At 71.5% G+C, this 18,536-nt stretch carries 20 protein-coding genes; 12 read left to right on the top strand and 8 right to left on the bottom strand.

The features are described 5' to 3' along the window. Nucleotides 1–39: 39 nt before the first annotated feature. On the top strand, nucleotides 40–1,695 hold the full coding sequence (locus tag AC1DV7_RS07265; RefSeq protein ID WP_477596050.1) for an NAD(P)/FAD-dependent oxidoreductase: 1,656 nt from the start codon (nucleotides 40–42) through the stop codon (nucleotides 1,693–1,695). Further along, nucleotides 1,692–3,101, top strand: a complete 1,410-nt coding sequence (locus AC1DV7_RS07260) for an ATP-binding protein (protein WP_477596048.1) — start codon at nucleotides 1,692–1,694, stop codon at nucleotides 3,099–3,101. Before AC1DV7_RS07265 ends, AC1DV7_RS07260 begins: the two co-directional genes overlap by 4 nt. 119 nt (nucleotides 3,102–3,220) lie before the next feature. On the opposite strand, the gene AC1DV7_RS07255 is transcribed toward AC1DV7_RS07260, so the two are convergent. After that, nucleotides 3,221–3,841 carry a TMEM165/GDT1 family protein gene (locus AC1DV7_RS07255; protein WP_477596046.1) on the bottom strand — a complete coding sequence of 207 codons (621 nt, stop codon included), beginning with the start codon at nucleotides 3,839–3,841 and terminating at the stop codon, nucleotides 3,221–3,223. A gap of 41 nt (nucleotides 3,842–3,882) precedes the next feature. Between AC1DV7_RS07255 and AC1DV7_RS07250 the strand changes: the two genes are divergently transcribed. Beyond that, nucleotides 3,883–4,299: a DUF4446 family protein gene (locus AC1DV7_RS07250; RefSeq protein WP_477596044.1), complete on the top strand. Its 417-nt coding sequence runs from the start codon at nucleotides 3,883–3,885 to the stop codon at nucleotides 4,297–4,299. Beyond that, a complete protein-coding gene (pheA, locus tag AC1DV7_RS07245) occupies nucleotides 4,296–5,228 on the top strand; it encodes a prephenate dehydratase (RefSeq protein WP_477596042.1) in 933 nt (310 codons plus the stop codon). Before AC1DV7_RS07250 ends, pheA begins: the two co-directional genes overlap by 4 nt. Before the next feature lie 6 nt (nucleotides 5,229–5,234). Here pheA and zwf read toward each other — a convergent pair whose 3' ends face one another. Continuing rightward, a complete protein-coding gene (gene zwf / locus AC1DV7_RS07240; protein ID WP_477596142.1) occupies nucleotides 5,235–6,638 on the bottom strand; it encodes a glucose-6-phosphate dehydrogenase in 1,404 nt (467 codons plus the stop codon). Nucleotides 6,639–6,965: 327 nt separating this feature from the next. On the opposite strand from zwf, the gene AC1DV7_RS07235 reads away from it, so the two are divergent. From AC1DV7_RS07235 to AC1DV7_RS07225, 3 genes are all read left to right on the top strand, one after another. After that, complete coding sequence (locus AC1DV7_RS07235) at nucleotides 6,966–7,583, top strand: TasA family protein (RefSeq protein WP_477596040.1); 618 nt, start codon at nucleotides 6,966–6,968, stop codon at nucleotides 7,581–7,583. A gap of 141 nt (nucleotides 7,584–7,724) precedes the next feature. Continuing rightward, entirely contained in the window at nucleotides 7,725–8,360 is a 636-nt protein-coding gene (locus tag AC1DV7_RS07230) for a signal peptidase I (protein ID WP_477596038.1), read from the top strand. Beyond that, nucleotides 8,353–8,847, top strand: a complete 495-nt coding sequence (locus AC1DV7_RS07225; protein WP_477596036.1) for a hypothetical protein — start codon at nucleotides 8,353–8,355, stop codon at nucleotides 8,845–8,847. Before AC1DV7_RS07230 ends, AC1DV7_RS07225 begins: the two co-directional genes overlap by 8 nt. Before the next feature lie 2 nt (nucleotides 8,848–8,849). Here the strand turns inward: AC1DV7_RS07225 and AC1DV7_RS07220 are convergent, their stop codons facing one another. Further along, nucleotides 8,850–9,626: a response regulator gene (locus AC1DV7_RS07220; protein ID WP_477596034.1), complete on the bottom strand. Its 777-nt coding sequence runs from the start codon at nucleotides 9,624–9,626 to the stop codon at nucleotides 8,850–8,852. A gap of 126 nt (nucleotides 9,627–9,752) precedes the next feature. Here AC1DV7_RS07220 and AC1DV7_RS07215 point away from each other — a divergent pair, with 126 nt between their 5' ends. From AC1DV7_RS07215 to efeB, 3 genes are all read left to right on the top strand, one after another. After that, entirely contained in the window at nucleotides 9,753–10,226 is a 474-nt protein-coding gene (locus tag AC1DV7_RS07215; RefSeq protein WP_477596032.1) for a hypothetical protein, read from the top strand. Nucleotides 10,227–10,337: 111 nt separating this feature from the next. Further along, a complete protein-coding gene (gene efeO, locus AC1DV7_RS07210; protein WP_477596030.1) occupies nucleotides 10,338–11,471 on the top strand; it encodes an iron uptake system protein EfeO in 1,134 nt (377 codons plus the stop codon). Continuing rightward, nucleotides 11,468–12,799 carry an iron uptake transporter deferrochelatase/peroxidase subunit gene (efeB, locus tag AC1DV7_RS07205; protein WP_477596028.1) on the top strand — a complete coding sequence of 444 codons (1,332 nt, stop codon included), beginning with the start codon at nucleotides 11,468–11,470 and terminating at the stop codon, nucleotides 12,797–12,799. Before efeO ends, efeB begins: the two co-directional genes overlap by 4 nt. A gap of 35 nt (nucleotides 12,800–12,834) precedes the next feature. Here the strand turns inward: efeB and AC1DV7_RS07200 are convergent, their stop codons facing one another. From AC1DV7_RS07200 to AC1DV7_RS07185, 4 genes are all read right to left on the bottom strand, one after another. Next, a complete protein-coding gene (locus AC1DV7_RS07200) occupies nucleotides 12,835–13,455 on the bottom strand; it encodes a phosphatase PAP2 family protein (protein WP_477596026.1) in 621 nt (206 codons plus the stop codon). Between the two features lie 11 nt (nucleotides 13,456–13,466). Then, a complete protein-coding gene (locus AC1DV7_RS07195; protein ID WP_477596024.1) occupies nucleotides 13,467–14,186 on the bottom strand; it encodes a phosphatase PAP2 family protein in 720 nt (239 codons plus the stop codon). Next, nucleotides 14,183–15,298, bottom strand: a complete 1,116-nt coding sequence (locus AC1DV7_RS07190; RefSeq protein WP_477596022.1) for a diacylglycerol/lipid kinase family protein — start codon at nucleotides 15,296–15,298, stop codon at nucleotides 14,183–14,185. Before AC1DV7_RS07190 ends, AC1DV7_RS07195 begins: the two co-directional genes overlap by 4 nt. A 62-nt stretch (nucleotides 15,299–15,360) precedes the next feature. Continuing rightward, nucleotides 15,361–15,855 carry a GNAT family N-acetyltransferase gene (locus AC1DV7_RS07185; RefSeq protein ID WP_477596020.1) on the bottom strand — a complete coding sequence of 165 codons (495 nt, stop codon included), beginning with the start codon at nucleotides 15,853–15,855 and terminating at the stop codon, nucleotides 15,361–15,363. A gap of 37 nt (nucleotides 15,856–15,892) precedes the next feature. Here AC1DV7_RS07185 and AC1DV7_RS07180 point away from each other — a divergent pair, with 37 nt between their 5' ends. After that, entirely contained in the window at nucleotides 15,893–16,447 is a 555-nt protein-coding gene (locus tag AC1DV7_RS07180; RefSeq protein WP_477596018.1) for a DinB family protein, read from the top strand. A 101-nt stretch (nucleotides 16,448–16,548) separates the two neighbouring features. Here the strand turns inward: AC1DV7_RS07180 and AC1DV7_RS07175 are convergent, their stop codons facing one another. Then, nucleotides 16,549–17,184 carry a LysE family translocator gene (locus AC1DV7_RS07175; RefSeq protein WP_477596016.1) on the bottom strand — a complete coding sequence of 212 codons (636 nt, stop codon included), beginning with the start codon at nucleotides 17,182–17,184 and terminating at the stop codon, nucleotides 16,549–16,551. 86 nt (nucleotides 17,185–17,270) lie between these two features. On the opposite strand from AC1DV7_RS07175, the gene serS reads away from it, so the two are divergent. After that, nucleotides 17,271–18,533: a serine--tRNA ligase gene (gene serS / locus AC1DV7_RS07170; RefSeq protein WP_477596015.1), complete on the top strand. Its 1,263-nt coding sequence runs from the start codon at nucleotides 17,271–17,273 to the stop codon at nucleotides 18,531–18,533. Nucleotides 18,534–18,536: the final 3 nt, after the last annotated feature.

Below are 18,536 nucleotides of genomic sequence, written 5' to 3'. Positions count from 1 at the left end.
GGTGCCCGCCGGGGCCGGCGTCCGGGGACGGAGCAGCCCGTGGCCAAGCCGACCATCCTGGCGGTCGACGACGACCCCGTGGTGTCGCGCGCGATCACCCGGGACCTGCGCGAGCGCTTCGGCGCCGACTACCGCGTGGCGGGTGCCACCTCGGGTGCCACGGCCCTGGAGCTGCTGAGCGAGTTCACCCTGCGCGGCCGCCCCGTCGCCCTCGTGGTCACCGACCAGCGGATGCCCCGGATGACCGGCATCGAGCTGCTCGAGCAGGTACGCGCGCTCAGCCCCGACACCAAGCTGCTGCTGCTCACGGCGTACGCCGACACCGACGTGGCGATCAAGGCCATCAACGACATCGAACTCGACTACTACATGCTCAAGCCCTGGGACCCGCCGCAGGACAAGCTCTATCCCGTCGTCGACGACCTGCTCGGCGACTGGCGCGACGGCCACCGCGACGAGGCCGGCCAGGTCCGGGTGGTCGGGCACCGCTGGTCCGACCGCAGCCAGGAGGTCAAGACCTTCCTCGCGCACAACCACGTGCCGTACCTGTGGCTCGACGTCGAGCGGGACCAGGGCGCCCGCGAGCTGGTCGAGCTCGCCGCTGCGACGCCTGCGGACCTGCCGCTGGTGCTCGTCCCCGACGGTGAGCCGCTGCGCAGTCCGAGCAACCGGGCGGTGGCCGACGCGCTGGGCCTGCACACGCTGGCCGACGCACCGCTCTACGACCTGTGCATCGTCGGAGGTGGCCCCGCCGGTCTCGCGGCGGCGGTCTACGCCTCGTCGGAGGGCCTGCGGACCGTCGTGGTCGAGCGGGACGCACCCGGTGGTCAGGCCGGGCAGAGCGCCTCGATCGAGAACTACCTCGGCTTCCCCAAGGGCCTCTCGGGAGCGGACCTCACCCATCGGGCGGTGGCGCAGGTGGCCCGGTTCGGCGCCGAGATGGTCGTCGCCCGCGAGGCGGTCGGGCTGCGGACTCGGGGCCCCGTGCGCTCCGTCGTCATCGACGGCGTGGACGAGCTCGAGGCCCGGGCCGTCCTCATCGCCACGGGGGTCTCGTACCGCCGCCTCGAGGCCACCGGGCTCGACGAGCTCGGTGCGCGGGGCGTCCACTACGGCGCCTCGGCCAGCGAGGCGGCCCAGTGCGAGGGCGAGGACGTCTACCTCGTCGGGGCCGCGAACTCGGCCGGCCAGGCCGCCCTCAACCTCGCGCGGTTCGCCAAGCGGGTCGTGATGCTGGTCCGCGGCGACAGCCTCGAGCACACCATGTCGCAGTACCTCGTCGAGCGGATCCGGGCGTGCCCCGCGATCGAGGTGCGGCTCGGGTGCGAGGTCGTCGCCGCGCACGGCGAGGGGCACCTCGAGTCGCTGACGCTCCGGGACCGCGCCACCGGCGAGACCGAGGAGGTCGCGACCACCTGGCTGTTCATCTTCATCGGGGCGATGCCGCGCACCGACTGGCTCGGTGACGACATCGTCCGGGACGACCACGGCTTCGTCGTCACCGGTCAGGACCTGCTCGTGGGCCCACGCCCCGCGTGGTCCGGCGACCGGCCGCCATACGCGCTGGAGACGAGCGTCCCCGGGGTGTTCGCCGCCGGCGACGTGCGCCTGGACTCGATGAAGCGGGTCGCGTCCGCCGTGGGCGAGGGTGGGATGGCCGTCTACCTCGTCCACCGCTTCCTGGCGACGACGTGAGCGGGTATGACGTGACCGGGGTCTCGGAGCTGCGGCACCTCCCGCTGTTCGACGGGCTCACCGACCACCAGCTCGACCGGCTCTGGTCGGCCGGCACCCAGTGGCCCTTCCAGCCCGGGGACGTGCCGTTCCACGAGGGCAAGCCGGCGGACTTCTGGTGGGTGCTCCTCGACGGGTCGCTGAGCCTGGTGCGACGCGTCGGCCAGCAGGAGACCGAGCTCGGCGTGATGAAGACCCCCGGGCAGTGGGCCGGTGGTTTCCAGGCCTGGGACGAGCACGGCGTCTACCTGGCCACGGCGCGGGCGGTGACGCCGGGCCGGCTGCTGCGGGTCCCGGCCGAGTCCCTCGGCGAGGTCGCGCGCGAGTGGTTCCCCTTCGGCGTCCACCTCATCGCCGGGCTGGTCAACACCGTGCGCAGCATCGAGGCCAAGGCCAGGCAGCGCGAGGCCCTCGTCGCCCTGGGCACGCTCGCGGCGGGGCTCGCGCACGAGATCAACAACCCCGCGTCGGCCGCGACCCGCGCCGTCGACGCCCTGGGCCAAGCCACCGAGGCAGTCCTCACCACGCTGCGCCAGCTGGCCGAGAGCTCGATGACGGCTGAGCAGTTCGTCATGCTCGACACGCTCCGGCGCAGCGTCGGTGACCAGGCCCAGGAGCTCGACGCGCTGGGCGTCGCCGACCGCGAGGAGGAGCTCGCCGACTGGCTCGTGGGCCACGACGTGGACCGCGACTGGGTGATCGCCCCGCCGTTCGCGGCTGCCGGTGCTGGCGTCGACGTCTTCGACCGGGCGGCCGCGCAGCTGCACCCGGACCAGCTCGCCCCGGCGTTGGAGTGGGTCGCCAGCTCCCTGACCGTGGCAGGACTGCTCGGCGAGATCCGCGAGGCGACCCACCGCGTCTCGGAGCTGATCGGGGCGGTGCGCTCGTACTCCCAGCTGGACCGGGCCCTGGTGCAGCGGACCGACGTCACCGAGGGGTTGGAGAGCACGCTGGTCATGCTGGGCCACAAGCTGCGCGGCGGGGTGACCGTGGTGCGCGACTACGCCGAGGACCTGCCGCAGGTCGAGGCCATCCCGGGTGAGCTCAACCAGGTCTGGACCAACCTCGTCGACAACGCGGTGGACGCCATGGAGGGCACCGGCACGCTCCGGATCACCGTGCGCGGCACCGCAGAAGGAGTCGTGGTCGAGGTCGCCGACGACGGGCCGGGCGTGCCCGACGAGGTGGCCTCGCACGCGTTCGAGCCGTTCTTCACCACCAAGGAGGTCGGCAAGGGCACCGGTCTCGGGCTCGACATCTCCCGCCGGATCGTCGTCGAGCGCCACGGCGGCGACATCTCCCTCGAGTCCCGGGACGGTGGCGCGGTCGTGACGGTGCGGCTCCCCCTGCGAGCCAAAGAGGGCTGAGCGAACACCCTGCTCCCCGCCCCATTCACCTAACCCCTGCTAGCAGGAGCTGGTGAAATCCGGACAGCTTGCAGCCTGTCCACCTTCCGCTAACCCCTGCTAGCAGGGGTTAGCGGAACTCAGATGGTGATGACCTCGAAGATCTGGAGGACCGTCAGCGCGGCGAGCACCAGGCAGACGCCGCCCCCGATGCGCCGGATCGTGGCCAGCTTCACCCGCGTCAGCAGCGCCCGCCCGAGCACCGCGGCGAGTCCGGACACCGTCACCAGGGCCAGGAACGCGCCGATGAACACCGACACGGGCTCCTTGAACTGCAGCACCATCGACGCGGTCAGCAGCTGCGACAGGTCGCCCCACTCGGCGAGGAAGAGCACCCCGAACGAGACCGCGATCGCCTTGAGGCCGACGGCGGTCGCTGCACCCTTGTGGGAGAACTCCTCCTCCGTCTCGGCTTCCTCCTCGTCGGCCTTGTCGGCGCCGCGCAGGAGCAGGACCCCGCCGACGAGGAACATGACCGCCGCGAAGACCTCGACGGGTCGCTTGGGGAGCTGGGCGAGCAACCCGCCGACGGCCACTGTGACGAGGGTCTGCACGAGGAACGCGAGTGACACCCCGATCCACACGTACAGCGGCCGGAACCGGGTGGCCAGCACGAGGGTGGCGATGAAGGTCTTGTCGGGCAGCTCGACGACGAAGATCGAGCCGAAGACGATGGCGATGGTGAGGAGGTCGAAATCCATATCGCGTCGACTGTATCCGCGCCCCCCAATACGCTGACCGGGTGTCCGACCCCCAGACCCTCGCCGTCGTGGCGCTCGCCGTCTCCGGCGTCTCCCTCGTCGTGGCGGCCCTGGCCCTCGTGCGGCTGGGCCGGGCGCGCACCCAGCTGCGGCAGGCCCTGGCCCAGCGACCGGTCGGCGCCGGCGACCTGGCGGCGCTGCGGGCCGACATCGCCCAGGCGCTGCGCCACGTCGCCGTCGTGCGCTACGACGCGTTCGGCGACATGGGTGGGCGGCTGTCGTTCAGCGCAGCGGTCATCGACGACTCCGGCGACGGCCTGGTCTTCTCCTCGATCCACGCGCGCGGCGAGTCCCGCACCTACGCCAAGGGTGTCGTCGGTGGCCGGTCCGACGCGACCCTGACCCCCGAGGAGCAGCAGGCCCTCGCGTGCGCGCGCACCGGACAGGAGAAGGCATGACGACCTACGCCTACCTCGGCCCCGAGGGCACCTTCACCCAGATGGCGCTCGACGCCTGGGGGCCCGCCACGGGGGCCGAGCACCGGCCCTGCGGCTCGGTCGACGCTGCGCTGGCCCTGCTGCGCGCGGGCGAGGTCGACGGTGCGATGGTGCCCATCGAGAACTCCGTCGAGGGCGGCGTCAGCGCCACCCTCGACGCCCTGTCCAGTGGTGAACCCCTCGTCGTGGTCGCCGAGGTGCTCGTCCCGATCACGTTCGTCCTCGCCGCGAGACCGGGTATGCCGTTGCGCGGCGTCCGCGCCATCGGCACCCACAGCCACGCGTGGGCGCAGGTGCGTGGCTGGATGGACGCGAACCTTCCGGACGCCGCCTATGTCCCCACGCTCTCCACGGCCGCAGCGGCGGCCGGCCTTGCAGGACAAGGCGACTCACCGTCATACGACGCCGCGGTCTGTGCCCCGGTGGCAGCGGCCAACCACGGGCTGGAGGTGCTGGCCAGCGACATCGGTGACAACGCCTCGGCGGTGACGAGGTTCGTGCTGGTAGCGCGTCCCGGGGTGCTGCCCGAGCGGACCGGGGCCGACAAGACGACGCTGGTGCTGTTCCAGCGCGACGACCACGCGGGTGGGCTGCTCGAGCTGCTGGAGCAGTTCGCAGTGCGCGGCATCAACATGTCGCGGCTGGAGTCCCGCCCGACCAAGGAGTCGATGGGGGCGTACTGCTTCTCCATCGACATCGAGGGTCACGTCCTCGACGAGCGGGTCGGCGAGGCGCTGCTCGGGCTCAAGCGGGTGTGCGCCGACGTGCGGTTCCTCGGCAGCTACCCGGCGGCGCACGGGACCGCGGTGCGCGTCAGCCCGCAGACGACGGACGCGGCGTTCGGCGACGCCCGCGCCTGGCTGCACTCCCTGCGGGACGCCGACGCCTGACCGGGGCTACTTCTTCTCGCGCCACGCACGTTCGAAGGGCAGCCGCCAGGCGTGCGGCGCGATCAGCTGGTGGATCGCGTTGGGACCCCACGTGCCACCCGGGTACGGCTTGACCTCCGGGGGGTTGTCGAGCAGGCCCTGCGACCGCTCCCACAGGGACTCGATGCCCTCGGCGGTGGTGAACAGCGTGTGGTCGCCGCGCATCGCGTCGAGGATCAGCCGCTCGTAGGCCTCGAGGACGTCGCCGGCCCGCTCGGTCTCGCGCGTGGAGAACTGCATCGAGAGCTTCTCCAGGCGCATGCCGGGCCCGGGGCGCTTGCCGTAGAACGACAAGGACACCTTGGACTCGTCGGCCAGATCGAAGGTCAGGTGGTCCGGCCCGGCCGACCCCACGCCCGAGTTCGCCGGGAACATCGAGCGCGGCGCCTCCTTGAACGCGATCGAGATGATGCGGGCGCCCTCGGCCATCTTCTTGCCGGTGCGCAGGTAGAACGGCACGCCGGCCCAGCGCCAGTTGTCGAGGCCGACCTTGAGCGCGATGAACGTCTCGGTGTCGGAGTCGGGGGCGACGCCGTCGAGCGAGGTGTAGCCGGCGAACTGCCCTCGGACCACGTCGGACGGGTCGATCGGCAGCAGCGACCGGAAGACCTTGTTCTTCTCCTCGCTGATCGCCCGCGGCTCCAGCGCCGTGGGTGGCTCCATCGCGACGAACGCCATGACCTGAAACAGGTGCGTGACGACCATGTCCTTGTAGGCGCCGGTCGCCTCGTAGAAGTTCGCGCGCTGGTCGAGGCCGAGCGTCTCGGGGATGTCGATCTGGACGTGGTCGATGAAGTTGCGGTTCCAGATCGGCTCGAACAGGCCGTTGGCGAACCGGAAGGCGAGGATGTTCTGGGCCGCCTCCTTGCCCAGGAAGTGGTCGATCCGGAAGATCTGCGACTCGTCGAAGGTCTGGTGCACGGTGTCGTTGAGGGCGATCGCGCTCTCGAGGTCGGTGCCGAACGGCTTCTCCATGACGACCCGGGACCGCTCGACCAGCTTGGCCTCGCGCAGCATCTGGATGACGGCGACGGCGGCCTTCGGCGGCACGGACAGGTAGTGCAGCCGCTGCGCGTCGGGGCCCAGCGACGCCTCGGCCCGGGCGACGGCGGCGGCCAGCGGCTCGGGGCCGGCCGACTGTGAGACGTAGTGCAGGTTGTCGTCGAAGCGGTCCCACTGCTCGGGCGTGAGCGGGTGGTTGCCGAACTCCTGTGCGGCCGTGTGCGCGAACTCGCGGAACTCGTCGTCGGTCATCTCCTCCAGGGAGGTGCCGATGACGCGGATGTCGGGCGCCAGCTCGGACGCGGCGAGGTGGGCCAGGCCCGGGATGAGCTTGCGCCGGGACAGGTCGCCGGTGGCGCCGAACAGCACGATGACGTGCGGGTCGGCCTTCTCGGTCGCTCCTCGCGCGGACCGCGCCTCGGCGGCCGGGTAGGAGATCGTCTGGGCGCGTGGCGCAGTCTGGTCGGGCACGCTGCCGATACTTCCACCGCGGCACGGCTGGCGCACCCGGTTGTCCACGACGTATGCCGGGTCGTGCCTGCCGCGCTGCGTCGCCCTTGCGGGTTTCTTGCGGCAAGCCTGCGGACGCACGGACGGCTCCCTTGAGGTGCGGTCGCCAGAGTCTTCCTTGTCAGCAAGCGCTGACCGCAGACCTCCCCGGCCGCCCCCGCGGCCCCCACAGCAAGGAACCCAGTCATGAGCAACGCCACCAAGAAGTCGTCCGGCAAGGTTCTGGCCTCCGTCGCCCTGCTCGCCGCCGCCGCCGGCGTCGCCGGGCTGGGAACCTTCGGCTCCTTCACCTCCACCACGTCGGCCAGCGAGTCGGTCGGCACCGGCACCGTCAAGGTCGACCTCGGCGCCTCCGGCGCGGCGAACCGCCTCAGCGTGGCCGCCACCGGCCTGGTCCCCGGCGACACGGTGCAGCGCGCGGTCAACCTGACCAACAACGGCAACCAGGACCTCTCGACGGTCACCCTCACCACGGCGGCCACCACCAGCAGCAAGCTCGACACCGACGCCACCAACGGCCTGCAGGTCCTCATCGAGTCCTGCCCGAGCGCGTGGACCGAGGCCGGTACGGCTCCCGCGTACACCTACACCTGTGGTGGCGTGGTCAAGACCGTCCTCGCCAGCAAGGGCATCGTCGGCGCCAACCAGGTCCTCAGCAACCTGCAGGCCCTCACCAGCACCAAGACCGACTACCTCCGGGTCACGGTCACCCTTCCCGTTGCGGCGGACAACACCTTCCAGGGCCTGAGCAGTGTCATCGGGTTCGACTTCACCGGTACGCAGCGGACTGCGACCAACAAGTGACCCTCATGCCGGTCGCCGAGCCCCTGCTCGGCGGCCGGCATGAGCCCCTGCGCGATCCAGCCCGGATCCGCCACTGGCCACCCGGCCCGTCTGACCACCACCCGGCCGTCTGACCACCACCCGCGAGATGAGGAGCAGGACATGACCTTCGCCACCGCCATCGCAGGCGCTCGGGCCGTCGTCGGCCACCGCCCAGCTCTCGCGCCCGTCGCTGCCACCACCGCTCGGCGGGAGCCGGCCCGACGTCCCGCGGCCGTGATTCGCCGCGTCGGCTCGGCGGTCTCGACGCTGCTGCTCCTCGTCGCCGCCGTGGCCTTCCTGTTCCTCGCCGTCGGGCCGCACGTCCTCGGCTACCGCACGGCCACGATGCTGACGGGCAGCATGGCTCCGCTGATCAAGCCGGGCGACGTCGTGGTCTCCGTGCCCAAGCCGGCCTCCGAGCTCGTCGTGGGCGACATCATCAGCTACCACATCCCGGTCGAGGACCACCGCGTCGAGACCCACCGCGTCGTCGCCGTCACCCACGACTCCAGCGGCCGGCTGGCCGTCGTCACCAAGGGCGACGCCAACAACGGCAAGGACCCCTGGGTCGCCACGCTCGAGGACGACACCGTCTGGCAGACCAAGGCCGTGGTGCCGTACGTCGGGTCCTGGATCCGGACGCTGCGGACCCCGATCGTGCAGGGTGGCCTCTTCTGGGGAGCTCTGGGAGCCTTCGTCCTGATCGCCCTGTGGCGTATCTGGGCCACCGAGCCGAAGGAGGCGTCCGGTGAGTGACCTGATCGCCACCGACGAGTCGACCGAGTGGCTGCTCGACGCGGTCGTGCGAGGCGGTCTGGACCTCACGCGGTTCGACGCCGAACGCTTCGACTCGGCACGCTTCGACGCCGCACTCCTCGAAGCCGCCGTGTTCGACGGCGCAGTCGCGGAGCAGCTGGCCGAGGAGCTGGGCGAGCGTGAGGTCGTGGGGCGCATCACGCGTCACTACCGCGAGGCCCTGCCGGGGCGGGTTCGTCGCCTGTCGCGGGCCTGTGGCGCGATGGACGCCGAGCAGGCCATGGACGCCGTGCTCTGCCTGAAGGTGACCTCGGCGACCATCGGGGCCAGCGCCATGAGCGCGGTCGCGGGCCTCGTCGAGCAGGCTGTCGTCGAGCGCGACTGGTCCGCCGCCCTCGGCGCACTGTCGGTGGTCGCCGGGCTGGCGACGGGGACCGACGAAGCACTCGCCTCGATCTCGGCTGCCGGACTCGCCGAACCTGCCTGAGGTCAGACGGCGGAGGGTTCCTCCATGCGGTACCCGACGCCGCGGACCGTGCGGATGAACGGGACCGACCCGGGAGCCTTGCCCAGCTTGCGGCGCATGTTGCCGACGTGGACCTCGACCAGGTGCTCGTCCGCAGCCCAGCCGTCTCCCCACACCAGGCGCAGCAGCACGTCGCGACCCCAGACCCGTCGCGGTGCCGCGATCATTGTGGCAAGGAGGTCGAACTCGGTGCGGGTCAGCTCCACCTCGGTGTCGTCGACCGTGACCGACCTGCTCTCCAGGTCGACGCGGAGCCGGCCGAGGGTGACGACCTCGGCCTCCTCGGCGAGCGCGGCGACGCCGGGCTGCTCCTGCTCTGCGGGAGCGGGCAAGGCCGGGCTCAGTGCCGCAGCAGCCGGCGCCCCCAGGCGGGGGCGACGGAACATCGCCGTCACCCGGGCCTGCAGCTCCCGCGGGCTGAACGGCTTCGTGACGTAGTCGTCGGCCCCGATCTCGAGCCCGATGAGCCGGTCGACCTCCTCGCTGCGGGCGCTGATCATGACGATGTAGGCGTCGGACACCTCGCGCACGCGGCGACACACCTCGGTGCCGTCGAGGTCGGGCAGGCCGAGGTCCAGCGTGACCAGGTCTGGCGCGACGCGCCGGACGAGCTCGAGGCCGGCGCGTCCGGTGCTGGCGGTGTGCACCTCGTAGCCCTTCATCCCCAGGCTGTGCTCGATGAGCTCGCGGGTGTCGATGTCGTCCTCGACGACGACGACGACTGGGGCTGGGCCGGTCACCCGGCCAGTTTGTCAGACGGGGGGCCCGCGACCGTGGCGCGCGCGCCCCGCGCGCCCGCGCGGTCCTTGCGGAAATCTTGCGCAGGGGTGCCGGTCCCTTTGCGCCTGGCTCAGCACACTGGTCCCATGCGATCGGATCGGGAGGTGAGGGCGGTGGGCCCTCGCGCCATACGTCGCACCCTCGCGCGGCCGGCGGGCGTGTCGGGCCGTGTCGCCCAGGTCCTCGTCGTCGCGGCGCTGGTCGTGTTCAGCCCCACGATCGCGTGGGCCACGTTCACCGAGACCGGCAGCGGGGCGGTCTCGATCGGCACGACCACGCTCGCCGCGCCGAGCAGCCTGAGCATCGTCACGGCCCCGTGCCCGAACAAGAACAAGGCGGGCAGCATCCAGGTGACCTTCCCCAACGTCGCGCTGGCCGACAGCTACACGGTGGTCCTCCAGCCCGCCACGGGTGCCAGCACCACCCGCACGGTCCTCTCGGGGACCGTCGGCACGATCTTCACGATCGCGAAGGGTGAGACAGGCACGTATGACGTCAGCGTGACCTCGGTCCGCGGCAACTGGAGCAGCGTGGCGCTCACCCGCTCCTTCACCTGCTGACCGGGCCACCTGCTGACCGGGCTGGGTCATGGTCGCGATTTGACGTGCTGAGTTAGGTGAGGCTTACCTTAATCTCGATATCCATCGGCTCGGTCCCCACCTAGGAGCACCATGCGCATCGCCCCCGTCCCCGCCGCCCTCGGCGCCGTCCTCCTGCTCGCGACGGCCGCCTGCGGCAGCACCGACGAGGCCAGCCCGACCGCCGGCACGGGGCCGATCAGCGTCGAGGCGTCTGACACAGCCTGCACGGTCGAGCGCACCGAGGCCGCTGCCGGGACGATCGCGTTCACGGTCCGGAACACCGGCTCCAAGGTCAACGAGTTCTACGTCTACGGCGAGGGCGACCAGGTCGTGGGGGAGGTCGCGAACCTCACCCCGGGACTCACCCGCACGTTCCACGTCGAGGTGGCCACTCCCGGCATGTACCAGACCGCGTGCAAGCCGGGCATGAAGGGCAAGGGCATCCGCGGCGACTTCACCGTCACCGGCGCCACGAGCACCCAGGCTCCCGACGCCGCCATGGCCGCCGCGGTCACGAGCTACCAGGCGTTCGTCTCCGCCCAGTCCGACGAGCTGCTGACCCGCACCGCCGCGTTCGTGGCCGCGGTGAAGGGCGGCAAGGTCGCTGAGGCGAAGAAGGCCTTCCCCGTCGCTCGGGCTCCGTGGGAGCGGATCGAGCCGGTGGCGGAGTCCTTCGGCGACCTCGACCCCATGATCGACGGTCGCGCGGACGTGGTCGACGAGGGCATGAAGTTCACCGGATTCCACCGCCTCGAGAAGGACCTGTGGGTCGACGGCCTGCAGCCGGACTCCCCGGCGATCGCCGACAAGCTCCTCGCCGACGTCGAGCAGATCGTGACCAAGGCCAAGGCCGTCAAGCTCAACCCGCTGCAGCTCGCCAACGGCTCCAAGGAGCTGCTGGACGAGGTCGCCACGGGCAAGATCACCGGCGAGGAGGACCGCTACAGCCACACCGACCTCTACGACTTCGACGAGAACGTCAAGGGCTCCAAGGCTGCGATCGACGCGCTCCGCCCGGTGCTCAAGGCCCGTGACGCCGCGCTCCTGGCCCAGGTCGACGCCGGGTTCGCCGCGCTCGACACCGAGCTCGACACGCACCGCACCGACGCCGGCTTCCGGCTCTACACCGACCTGTCGAAGGACGAGATCCGTTCCCTGGCCGTCGCCCTCGACGCCCTGAGTGAGCCGATCTCCAAGGTCGCCGGCGTGGTCGCGGCGCCGTGACCGACGGCGAGCTCGTCGAGCAGACCCCTCCGACCGGCCCAGGGCCGGTGGTGAGCCCGCTGACGCGCCGCCGCCTGYTCGGCGTGGGTGCGGGGGCAGCAGCCATCGGTGCCGTGGCCGGCGCGGGCGGTGCGTATGCCGCGCAGCGCGGGGACGCGTCGACGGGCACCTCGGCCGCCACCTCGGCCGCGCTCGAGGGCGCGGAGGTGCCCTTCCGTGGGGAGCGCCAGTCGGGCATCGTGACGCCGGCCCAGGACCGCATGCACTTCGTGGCCCTCGACGTCGTCACGAAGGACCCGGTGGCGGTCGCCGAGATGCTGACGGCATGGACCCGCGCAGCCGAACGCCTGACGGTCGGTGTGGAGGCCGCACCCGGCGGCGTGGTGGGGGGCGGCCCGTACCGTGCCCCTGAGGACACGGGCGAGGCCTATGACCTCGACGCCTCGGGCCTGACGATCACCATCGGCTACGGCCCGTCGCTCTTCGACGACCGGTTCGGGCTGGACGACCGGAGGCCGGCGGCCCTGCGCGACCTCCCGGGCTTCAGGGGCGACGACCTCGACCCCGCCCGCAGTGGCGGGGACATCTGCATCCAGGCGTGCGCCAACGACCCGCAGGTCGCCGTGCACGCGGTGCGCAACCTCGTGCGGATGGGCTTCGGCGTGGTGTCGGTGCGCTGGAGCCAGCTCGGGTTCGGGCGCACGTCCTCGACCACCCGCAACCAGGTCACGCCCCGCAACCTGTTCGGGTTCAAGGACGGCACGAACAACCTCAAGGCCGAGGACGCCGATGCCCTGGACGAGCACGTCTGGGTCCAGCCCGAGGACGTGCCCGGCGCGAGCGCGTGGATGGCCGGCGGTTCCTACCTGGTCGCCCGCCGGATCCGGATGCACGTCGAGATCTGGGACCGCACGCCGCTGCAGGAGCAGCAGGACATCATCGGTCGCGACAAGGGCGAGGGTGCGCCCCTCGGCCAGCGGGCCGAGTTCGACACCCTCGACTTCGAGAAGGAGCGCGCCGACGGCCAGCCCGCGATCCCGGTCGACGCCCACGTGGCGCTCGCGCACGCGAGCCGGCTCGACGGCATACGGATCCTGCGCCGTGGTTACAACTTCACGGACGGCTCGGACGGTGTCGGCCACCTCGACGCCGGGCTGTTCTTCATCGCCTTCATGCGCGACGCCCACCGGCAGTTCGTCCCGATGCAGCGCTCGCTGGCCGCCAAGGACGTCCTCAACGAGTACATCGAGCACACCGGGTCGGCGCTGTTCGCGTGCCCACCGGGGCTCGGCCCCGACGAGGACTGGGGCAGCCAGCTCTTCAGCTGAGCCCCACCGCGGACACGCCGCTCCGCCCTGACGGCTCAGGCGGCCACGAGGCCGCGCGACGTGTCCTTTGACTCGGCGCGCGCGCGGTGCTTCCACCACTGGTAGGCCAGCACCGCGCAGACCACCCCGTTGAGCATGCCGGCCAGCACGTCGGAGATGTGGTGGGCCCCGCGGTAGAGCCGGGCGACTCCCACGACGAAGGGGATGACGGCGCAGACGCCCATCAGGAGGCGTCGCAGCCACGTCCGCTCGATCCGCGCGGCGGCCATCAGCAGCAGGGAGAGGTACAGCGCCGTCGAGGCCCCGGTGTGTCCGCTGGGATAGCTCGACGTCGGCGGTGAGGCGTCCATGGGCAGGGCCGGCGGCCGCTGTCGCCCCACCGCCATCGTGGCGAACAGGAAGATGGTCGCCTGCAGCGAGATCGCGATGAGCGGCACGACCGACCAGCGCCAGTCACGGGTGCGCCACCAGATGATCCCGACGGCGATGAGGCAGACGCCGATCACGATCTCGGTGTTGCCGAACCGCGAGCCGACCCAGCTGATGGGGTCCCAGAAGTCGGAGCGGTTGCGGTTGAACGCGTCGGTGATCCCGTCCTCGGCCTCGTCCACCCCCTTGAGCGGCCCGGTGAGGAGGAGTCCGATCCCGACGACCACGCCGAAGAGGACTATGCCGGGTGCGACGGCCCTGACGAGGAGGTCGCGTCCGTCTTGCCAATGAATCCGAGCCATGAGGAGAACGTAATGCCCACCCCGAGGACCCATCCCGCCAACACGTCGGAGGGGAAGTGGACACCGAGGAAAACCCGGTCCAGACCCACCGCCAGCGCCACCACGACGGCGATGCCCGTGGCGACCCGGCGTCCGACGGCCCCCAGCAAGGGCCACAGAAGGAAGGTGAGCACCGTGACCACGACGGCGGCGTTGAACGCGTGCCCCGAGGGGAAGGAATAGCCGGGCGCGTGGGAGATGGGATCGTCGACGACCGGGCGGGCCCTGGCCACGAGGATCTTGACGAGCAGGCCGAGGTTCCAGGACACCATCATCGTGACGAAGGCCCACAGCGCGCGCGGGCGCAGACCCTTGGCGAGCCACGCCCAGAGGACGACGCCAGTGGCCACGATGTAGAGGACGAACGGCTGCGACGCGGCCTGGACCACGAGGAGGCCGTCCGCGAGCCCGTGTCCCCGGGTGAAGTCGGTCAGCGTCCTGATCATCCGGTTGTCGAACCGGATCAGCGGGTCGAACTGCTGCCGCGCGGCAAACCCCAGCAGGGCCACGGGGATCGCGAACACGATCATCGCCAGGCCGGCACGGACCAGTCGGGCCCCGCGCGACATCGCCGGCGACGTGAGGCCGGCCCGGCGGTCCGTCGTGGCCCGGCTCATCGGCCTGCCGAGCCGACGCGGACGACGAGCGAGCCGGGCACGACCTCGGCCTTGATGGCCCGGGCCTTGCCGAGCGTGTCGCCGTCGATCTGGACCTCCTGGGGGCGGTCCGCGCGGATCTTCATCGAGGGGCTGGTGTAGTGGTCGACGATCTGGTGGCCCTTGCGCTTCCTGGTGGCCAGGCGTGCCGCGACCGCGGCCCAGCCGGCGACCCCCTTGGGCGACAGGATCACCATGTCGAGCTGACCGTCGTCGACCTCGGCCTCGGGCATGAGCACCAGCCCGCCGAGCAGCTTGCCGCAGTTGCCGATGACCACCGTGCGGGCACGGCGGGAGAACTCCTCCTGGTCCTCGACCTTGACCCGCACCTTGAACTGSGGGCCGCGCAGGTTGCGGGTGCCGGAGACGACGTAKGCAGCCGGTCCCACCTTGGCCTTGAGCTYCTCAGGGGCRTCGGCCATGATCGCGGCGTCGAAGCCSAGRCCCGCCATGACGAGGAAGACGTGSGTGGCGGGCTTCTSGTCCTCGCCCGAGRYGTCCATGGTSAGCCGGCCGACGTCGACCCGCTTGTTCTGCCCGGTGAGGGCGACCTCGAGGGCGTCGTCGAGGTTGTCGACCGGCAGCTCGAGGTTGCGCGCGAGCAGGTTGCCGGTGCCACCGGGCAGCAGGCCGATCGGGGTCTCGGTGCCGACGAGTGCCTCGGCGACCGCACGCACGGTGCCGTCGCCGCCGAGCGGGCAGACGATGTCGACCCCCGCCTCGAGGGCCTCCTTGGCCTGCCCGGTGCCCGGGTCGCGCTCTGTCGTCTCGATGAACAGCGGCTCGGACCAGCCCAGCCGGCGCGAGGACGCGGTGATACGCGTGCGCACTGCGGCGAGGTCGTCGAACTTGGTCGGGTTGACGATGATCGCGGCGCGACGGGTCGGGGTCTGGTTCACGGTGCCCTCCGGGCGGAAGTCGTTCCGGTGTGGGCGGCGGCCCCACCGGCGGCTCCGATGGGCTCCGCGGGCGCGGGGTCCCCGAGCACTCGCCCAGCCGGCGACGCCGAAGGCGAGCACCAGGACGAGGATGATCGCCCCCAGGGCGACCCAGCCGGCGTTGTCGTGAAGCACGGGGCGACGCTACCTCACGGTAGGGACGCGGCGCCCACGCCACCGACGGGCATCAGCACAGGTCACAGGGCCAGTCGATAGGTCAGCAGCTCGACGCCCGGAACCGGGGACCAGTCGCGATCGGGCGTCCGCTCGAACCCCAGCCGCTGGTAGATCCGGTGGGCCGACAGCATCGTCGGCTGGGTCGACATCGCCAGGCCGGTGAGCCCGAGCTCGCGGGCCCGGCCGATGACGTGCTCGACGAGGGCGGCACCCACACCCAGTCCTCGCGCCTCATGGGCCACAGCGAGCATCCGGAACTCGCCCTCGCGCGGCCCGGCCACCTCGAGGTACGGCGAGCCGGGGGCCGCGAAGGTCACCGACCCCAGGACCGATCCCGTGGCGTCGTCGACGGCCACCCACAGCTCGGCGTCGCGGGCCCGGGAGGCGGCGTCGGCGAGGGTGTCGGCGTACTCCGACCCGGCCGGGATGTGCCCGTCCTCGATGTAGGCCTGCACCGTGAGCGTGCCCACGCGCTCGAAGTCGGCAGGATCCGCGCGACGGATGGCAAAGGTCATGCTCGCCATTCTCGTGGCTGTACCCGATCGTCGTGGCATGACTGACCACCCTTCGGAAGTCGAGGCGGACGCCCGGGAAATCGAGCCGGACACCAAGGACTGGACGTGGACCCTCCAGCGCCCGTGCCCCGAGTGCGGGTTCGAGGCCAGTGCCGTTGCCGCGCAGGACATCTCGCGGCTGACCTTGGAGTCGACGGCGCCGTGGGCAGCGGTCCTCGCCCGACCGGACGTGGCGGACCGCCCGGCCCCCGGCGTGTGGTCACCCCTCGAGTACGCCTGCCACGTGCGCGACGTGTGCCGCGTGTTCGACGGACGGGTCAACCTCATGCTCGACGACGAGGCGCCCCGTTTCGCGAACTGGGACCAGGACGAGACGGCGGTCAGGGAGCGGTATGGCGAGCAGGACCCGGGCGCGGTGGCGGCGGACCTGTCCGCGGCGGCCCAGGTGGTGGCCGGCAGCTTCGGCCGCGTCGCGGGCGAGCAGTGGTCACGCACCGGTCTGCGCAGCGACGGGTCGCAGTTCACGGTGCTCACCCTGGGGCAGTACTTCCTGCACGACCTGGCGCACCACCTCGTCGACGTGCGCGCCTGAAGGCGCCCCCGCGCGCCTGAAGGCGCCCCCGCGCGCCAGGCGTCGGTGGGCGCCGCAGGGCCTTGGCGACGTGCCGCGGGTGGCGCGCACCCGGCATACGGTCAGACCTTGCTGGGGCTCCCCGTGAGGGCGGAGGCGCCGCCCATCGCGAGGAAGATGCCGCCGCTGACGAACTTCTGGCGGTCCAGGGCCCGGGGGTGCCGCTTGAGCCAGCTGCCCACCGAACCGGCCGACAAGGCGTAGGCGCTGTCGAAGATCGCGCCGATCACGACGAAGATCGCCCCCAGCACGAGCACCTGCGACCAGATCGGCCCGGACTCGCGGTGGAGGAACTGCGGGAAGAACGCGACGAAGAACACCGCGGTCTTGGGGTTCGAGATGCCCACGACGAAGGCGTCCGCGAAGGAACGACGCGAGCTGGCGGCCGGCCGCTCGCTGAGCGCGAAGTGGCCCCGGCTGCGGAACTCGCGGATGGCGAGGAGGACGAGGTAGGCCGCACCGGCGTACTTCACGATCGAGAAGGCCAGCACCGACGAGCTGATCACGGCCGACAGCCCGAACGCCGTGGCGAGCACCATCACCGCCGTCGCCGTCTCGATGCCGGCCATCGACGCCACCGCGGCACGGCGGCCCTGTCCGATGCCCCGGGAGACGAGGAAGAGCATCGCCGGACCGGGCAGCAGGATCAGTGCGGTGGCGGCGAGGGCGAAGGTCCCGAGGGTGGCGGTGGACGGCATATGGCAAGGATTGGGCCCGGGCGCCCTGCGAGGCAACGGGATAATCACGTGTCGGACGGCCCCGGCTGCCTCGGTAGGCTGACCCGGTGATCGACATCAAGCTCCTGCGTGACGACCCGGACCGCGTCCGGGCCAGCCAGCGCGCCCGTGGTGAGGACGAGGGGATCGTCGACGCGATCCTGGCCGCCGAGGCGACCCGCCGTTCCTCGCTGACCGAGTTCGAGCAGCTCCGCGCACAGCAGAAGTCGATGGGCAAGCAGGTCGCCCAGGCCCAGGGCGACGCCAAGCAGGCGCTGCTCGCCCAGACCAAGGAGCTGTCGGCCCGCGTCAAGGAGCTGCAGACCGGGGCCGACGCCGCGGGCGCCGAGCTCGACACCCTCATCCGGCAGATCGGCAACATCGTCGAGGACGGAGTCCCGGTCGGCGGCGAGGACGACTACACCGTGCTCGAGGAGGTCGGGACGATCCCGTCCTTCGACTTCGAGCCGCGCGACCACCTGGCCCTCGGCGAGGTGCTCGGCGCGATCGACATGGAGCGTGGCGCCAAGGTCGCCGGGTCCCGGTTCTACTTCCTCACGGGCGTCGGCGCCCAGCTCGAGCTCGCCCTGCTCAACATGGGCATCGCGCAGGCCGTGCAGCACGGCTTCACCCCGATGATCACCCCGACCCTCGTCAAGACCGACGTCATGGCCGGAGCCGGGTTCATCGACAAGCACGCCGACGAGGTCTATCGCCTCGAGGCCGACGACCTGTTCCTCACCGGCACCTCCGAGGTTGCCCTTGCGGGCTACCACGCCGACGAGATCCTCGACCTCTCCGCGGGCCCCAAGCGGTATGCCGGGTGGTCGGCCTGCTACCGCCGCGAGGCCGGGTCGCACGGCAAGGACACCCGCGGCATCATCCGCGTCCACCAGTTCCACAAGGTCGAGATGTTCACCTACTGCCGGGTCGAGGACGCGGCCGCCGAGCACCAGCGGCTGCTGGGCTGGGAGAAGGAGATGCTCGCCAAGATCGAGGTGCCCTACCGCGTCATCGACACGGCGGCCGGCGACCTCGGTGGTCCGGCCGCGCGCAAGTTCGACTGCGAGGCGTGGGTGCCGACCCAGGGGCGCTACCGCGAGCTGACCTCCACCTCCAACTGCACGACCTACCAGGCGCGCCGGCTCAACACCCGCGAGCGCGACCCGAACGGCCAGGGCACCCGTGCGGTGGCGACGCTGAACGGCACGCTCGCGACGACCCGCTGGATGGTCGCGATCCTCGAGAACCACCAGCAGGCCGACGGCTCGGTCGTCGTCCCGCAGGCGTTGCAGCCCTTCCTCGGCCTCGAGGTCCTCAAGCCGGTCTAGCCC

This window comes from Pedococcus sp. P2_E4, from assembly GCF_056403935.1.
This window is presented reverse-complemented; position numbering and strand designations above follow the sequence as displayed.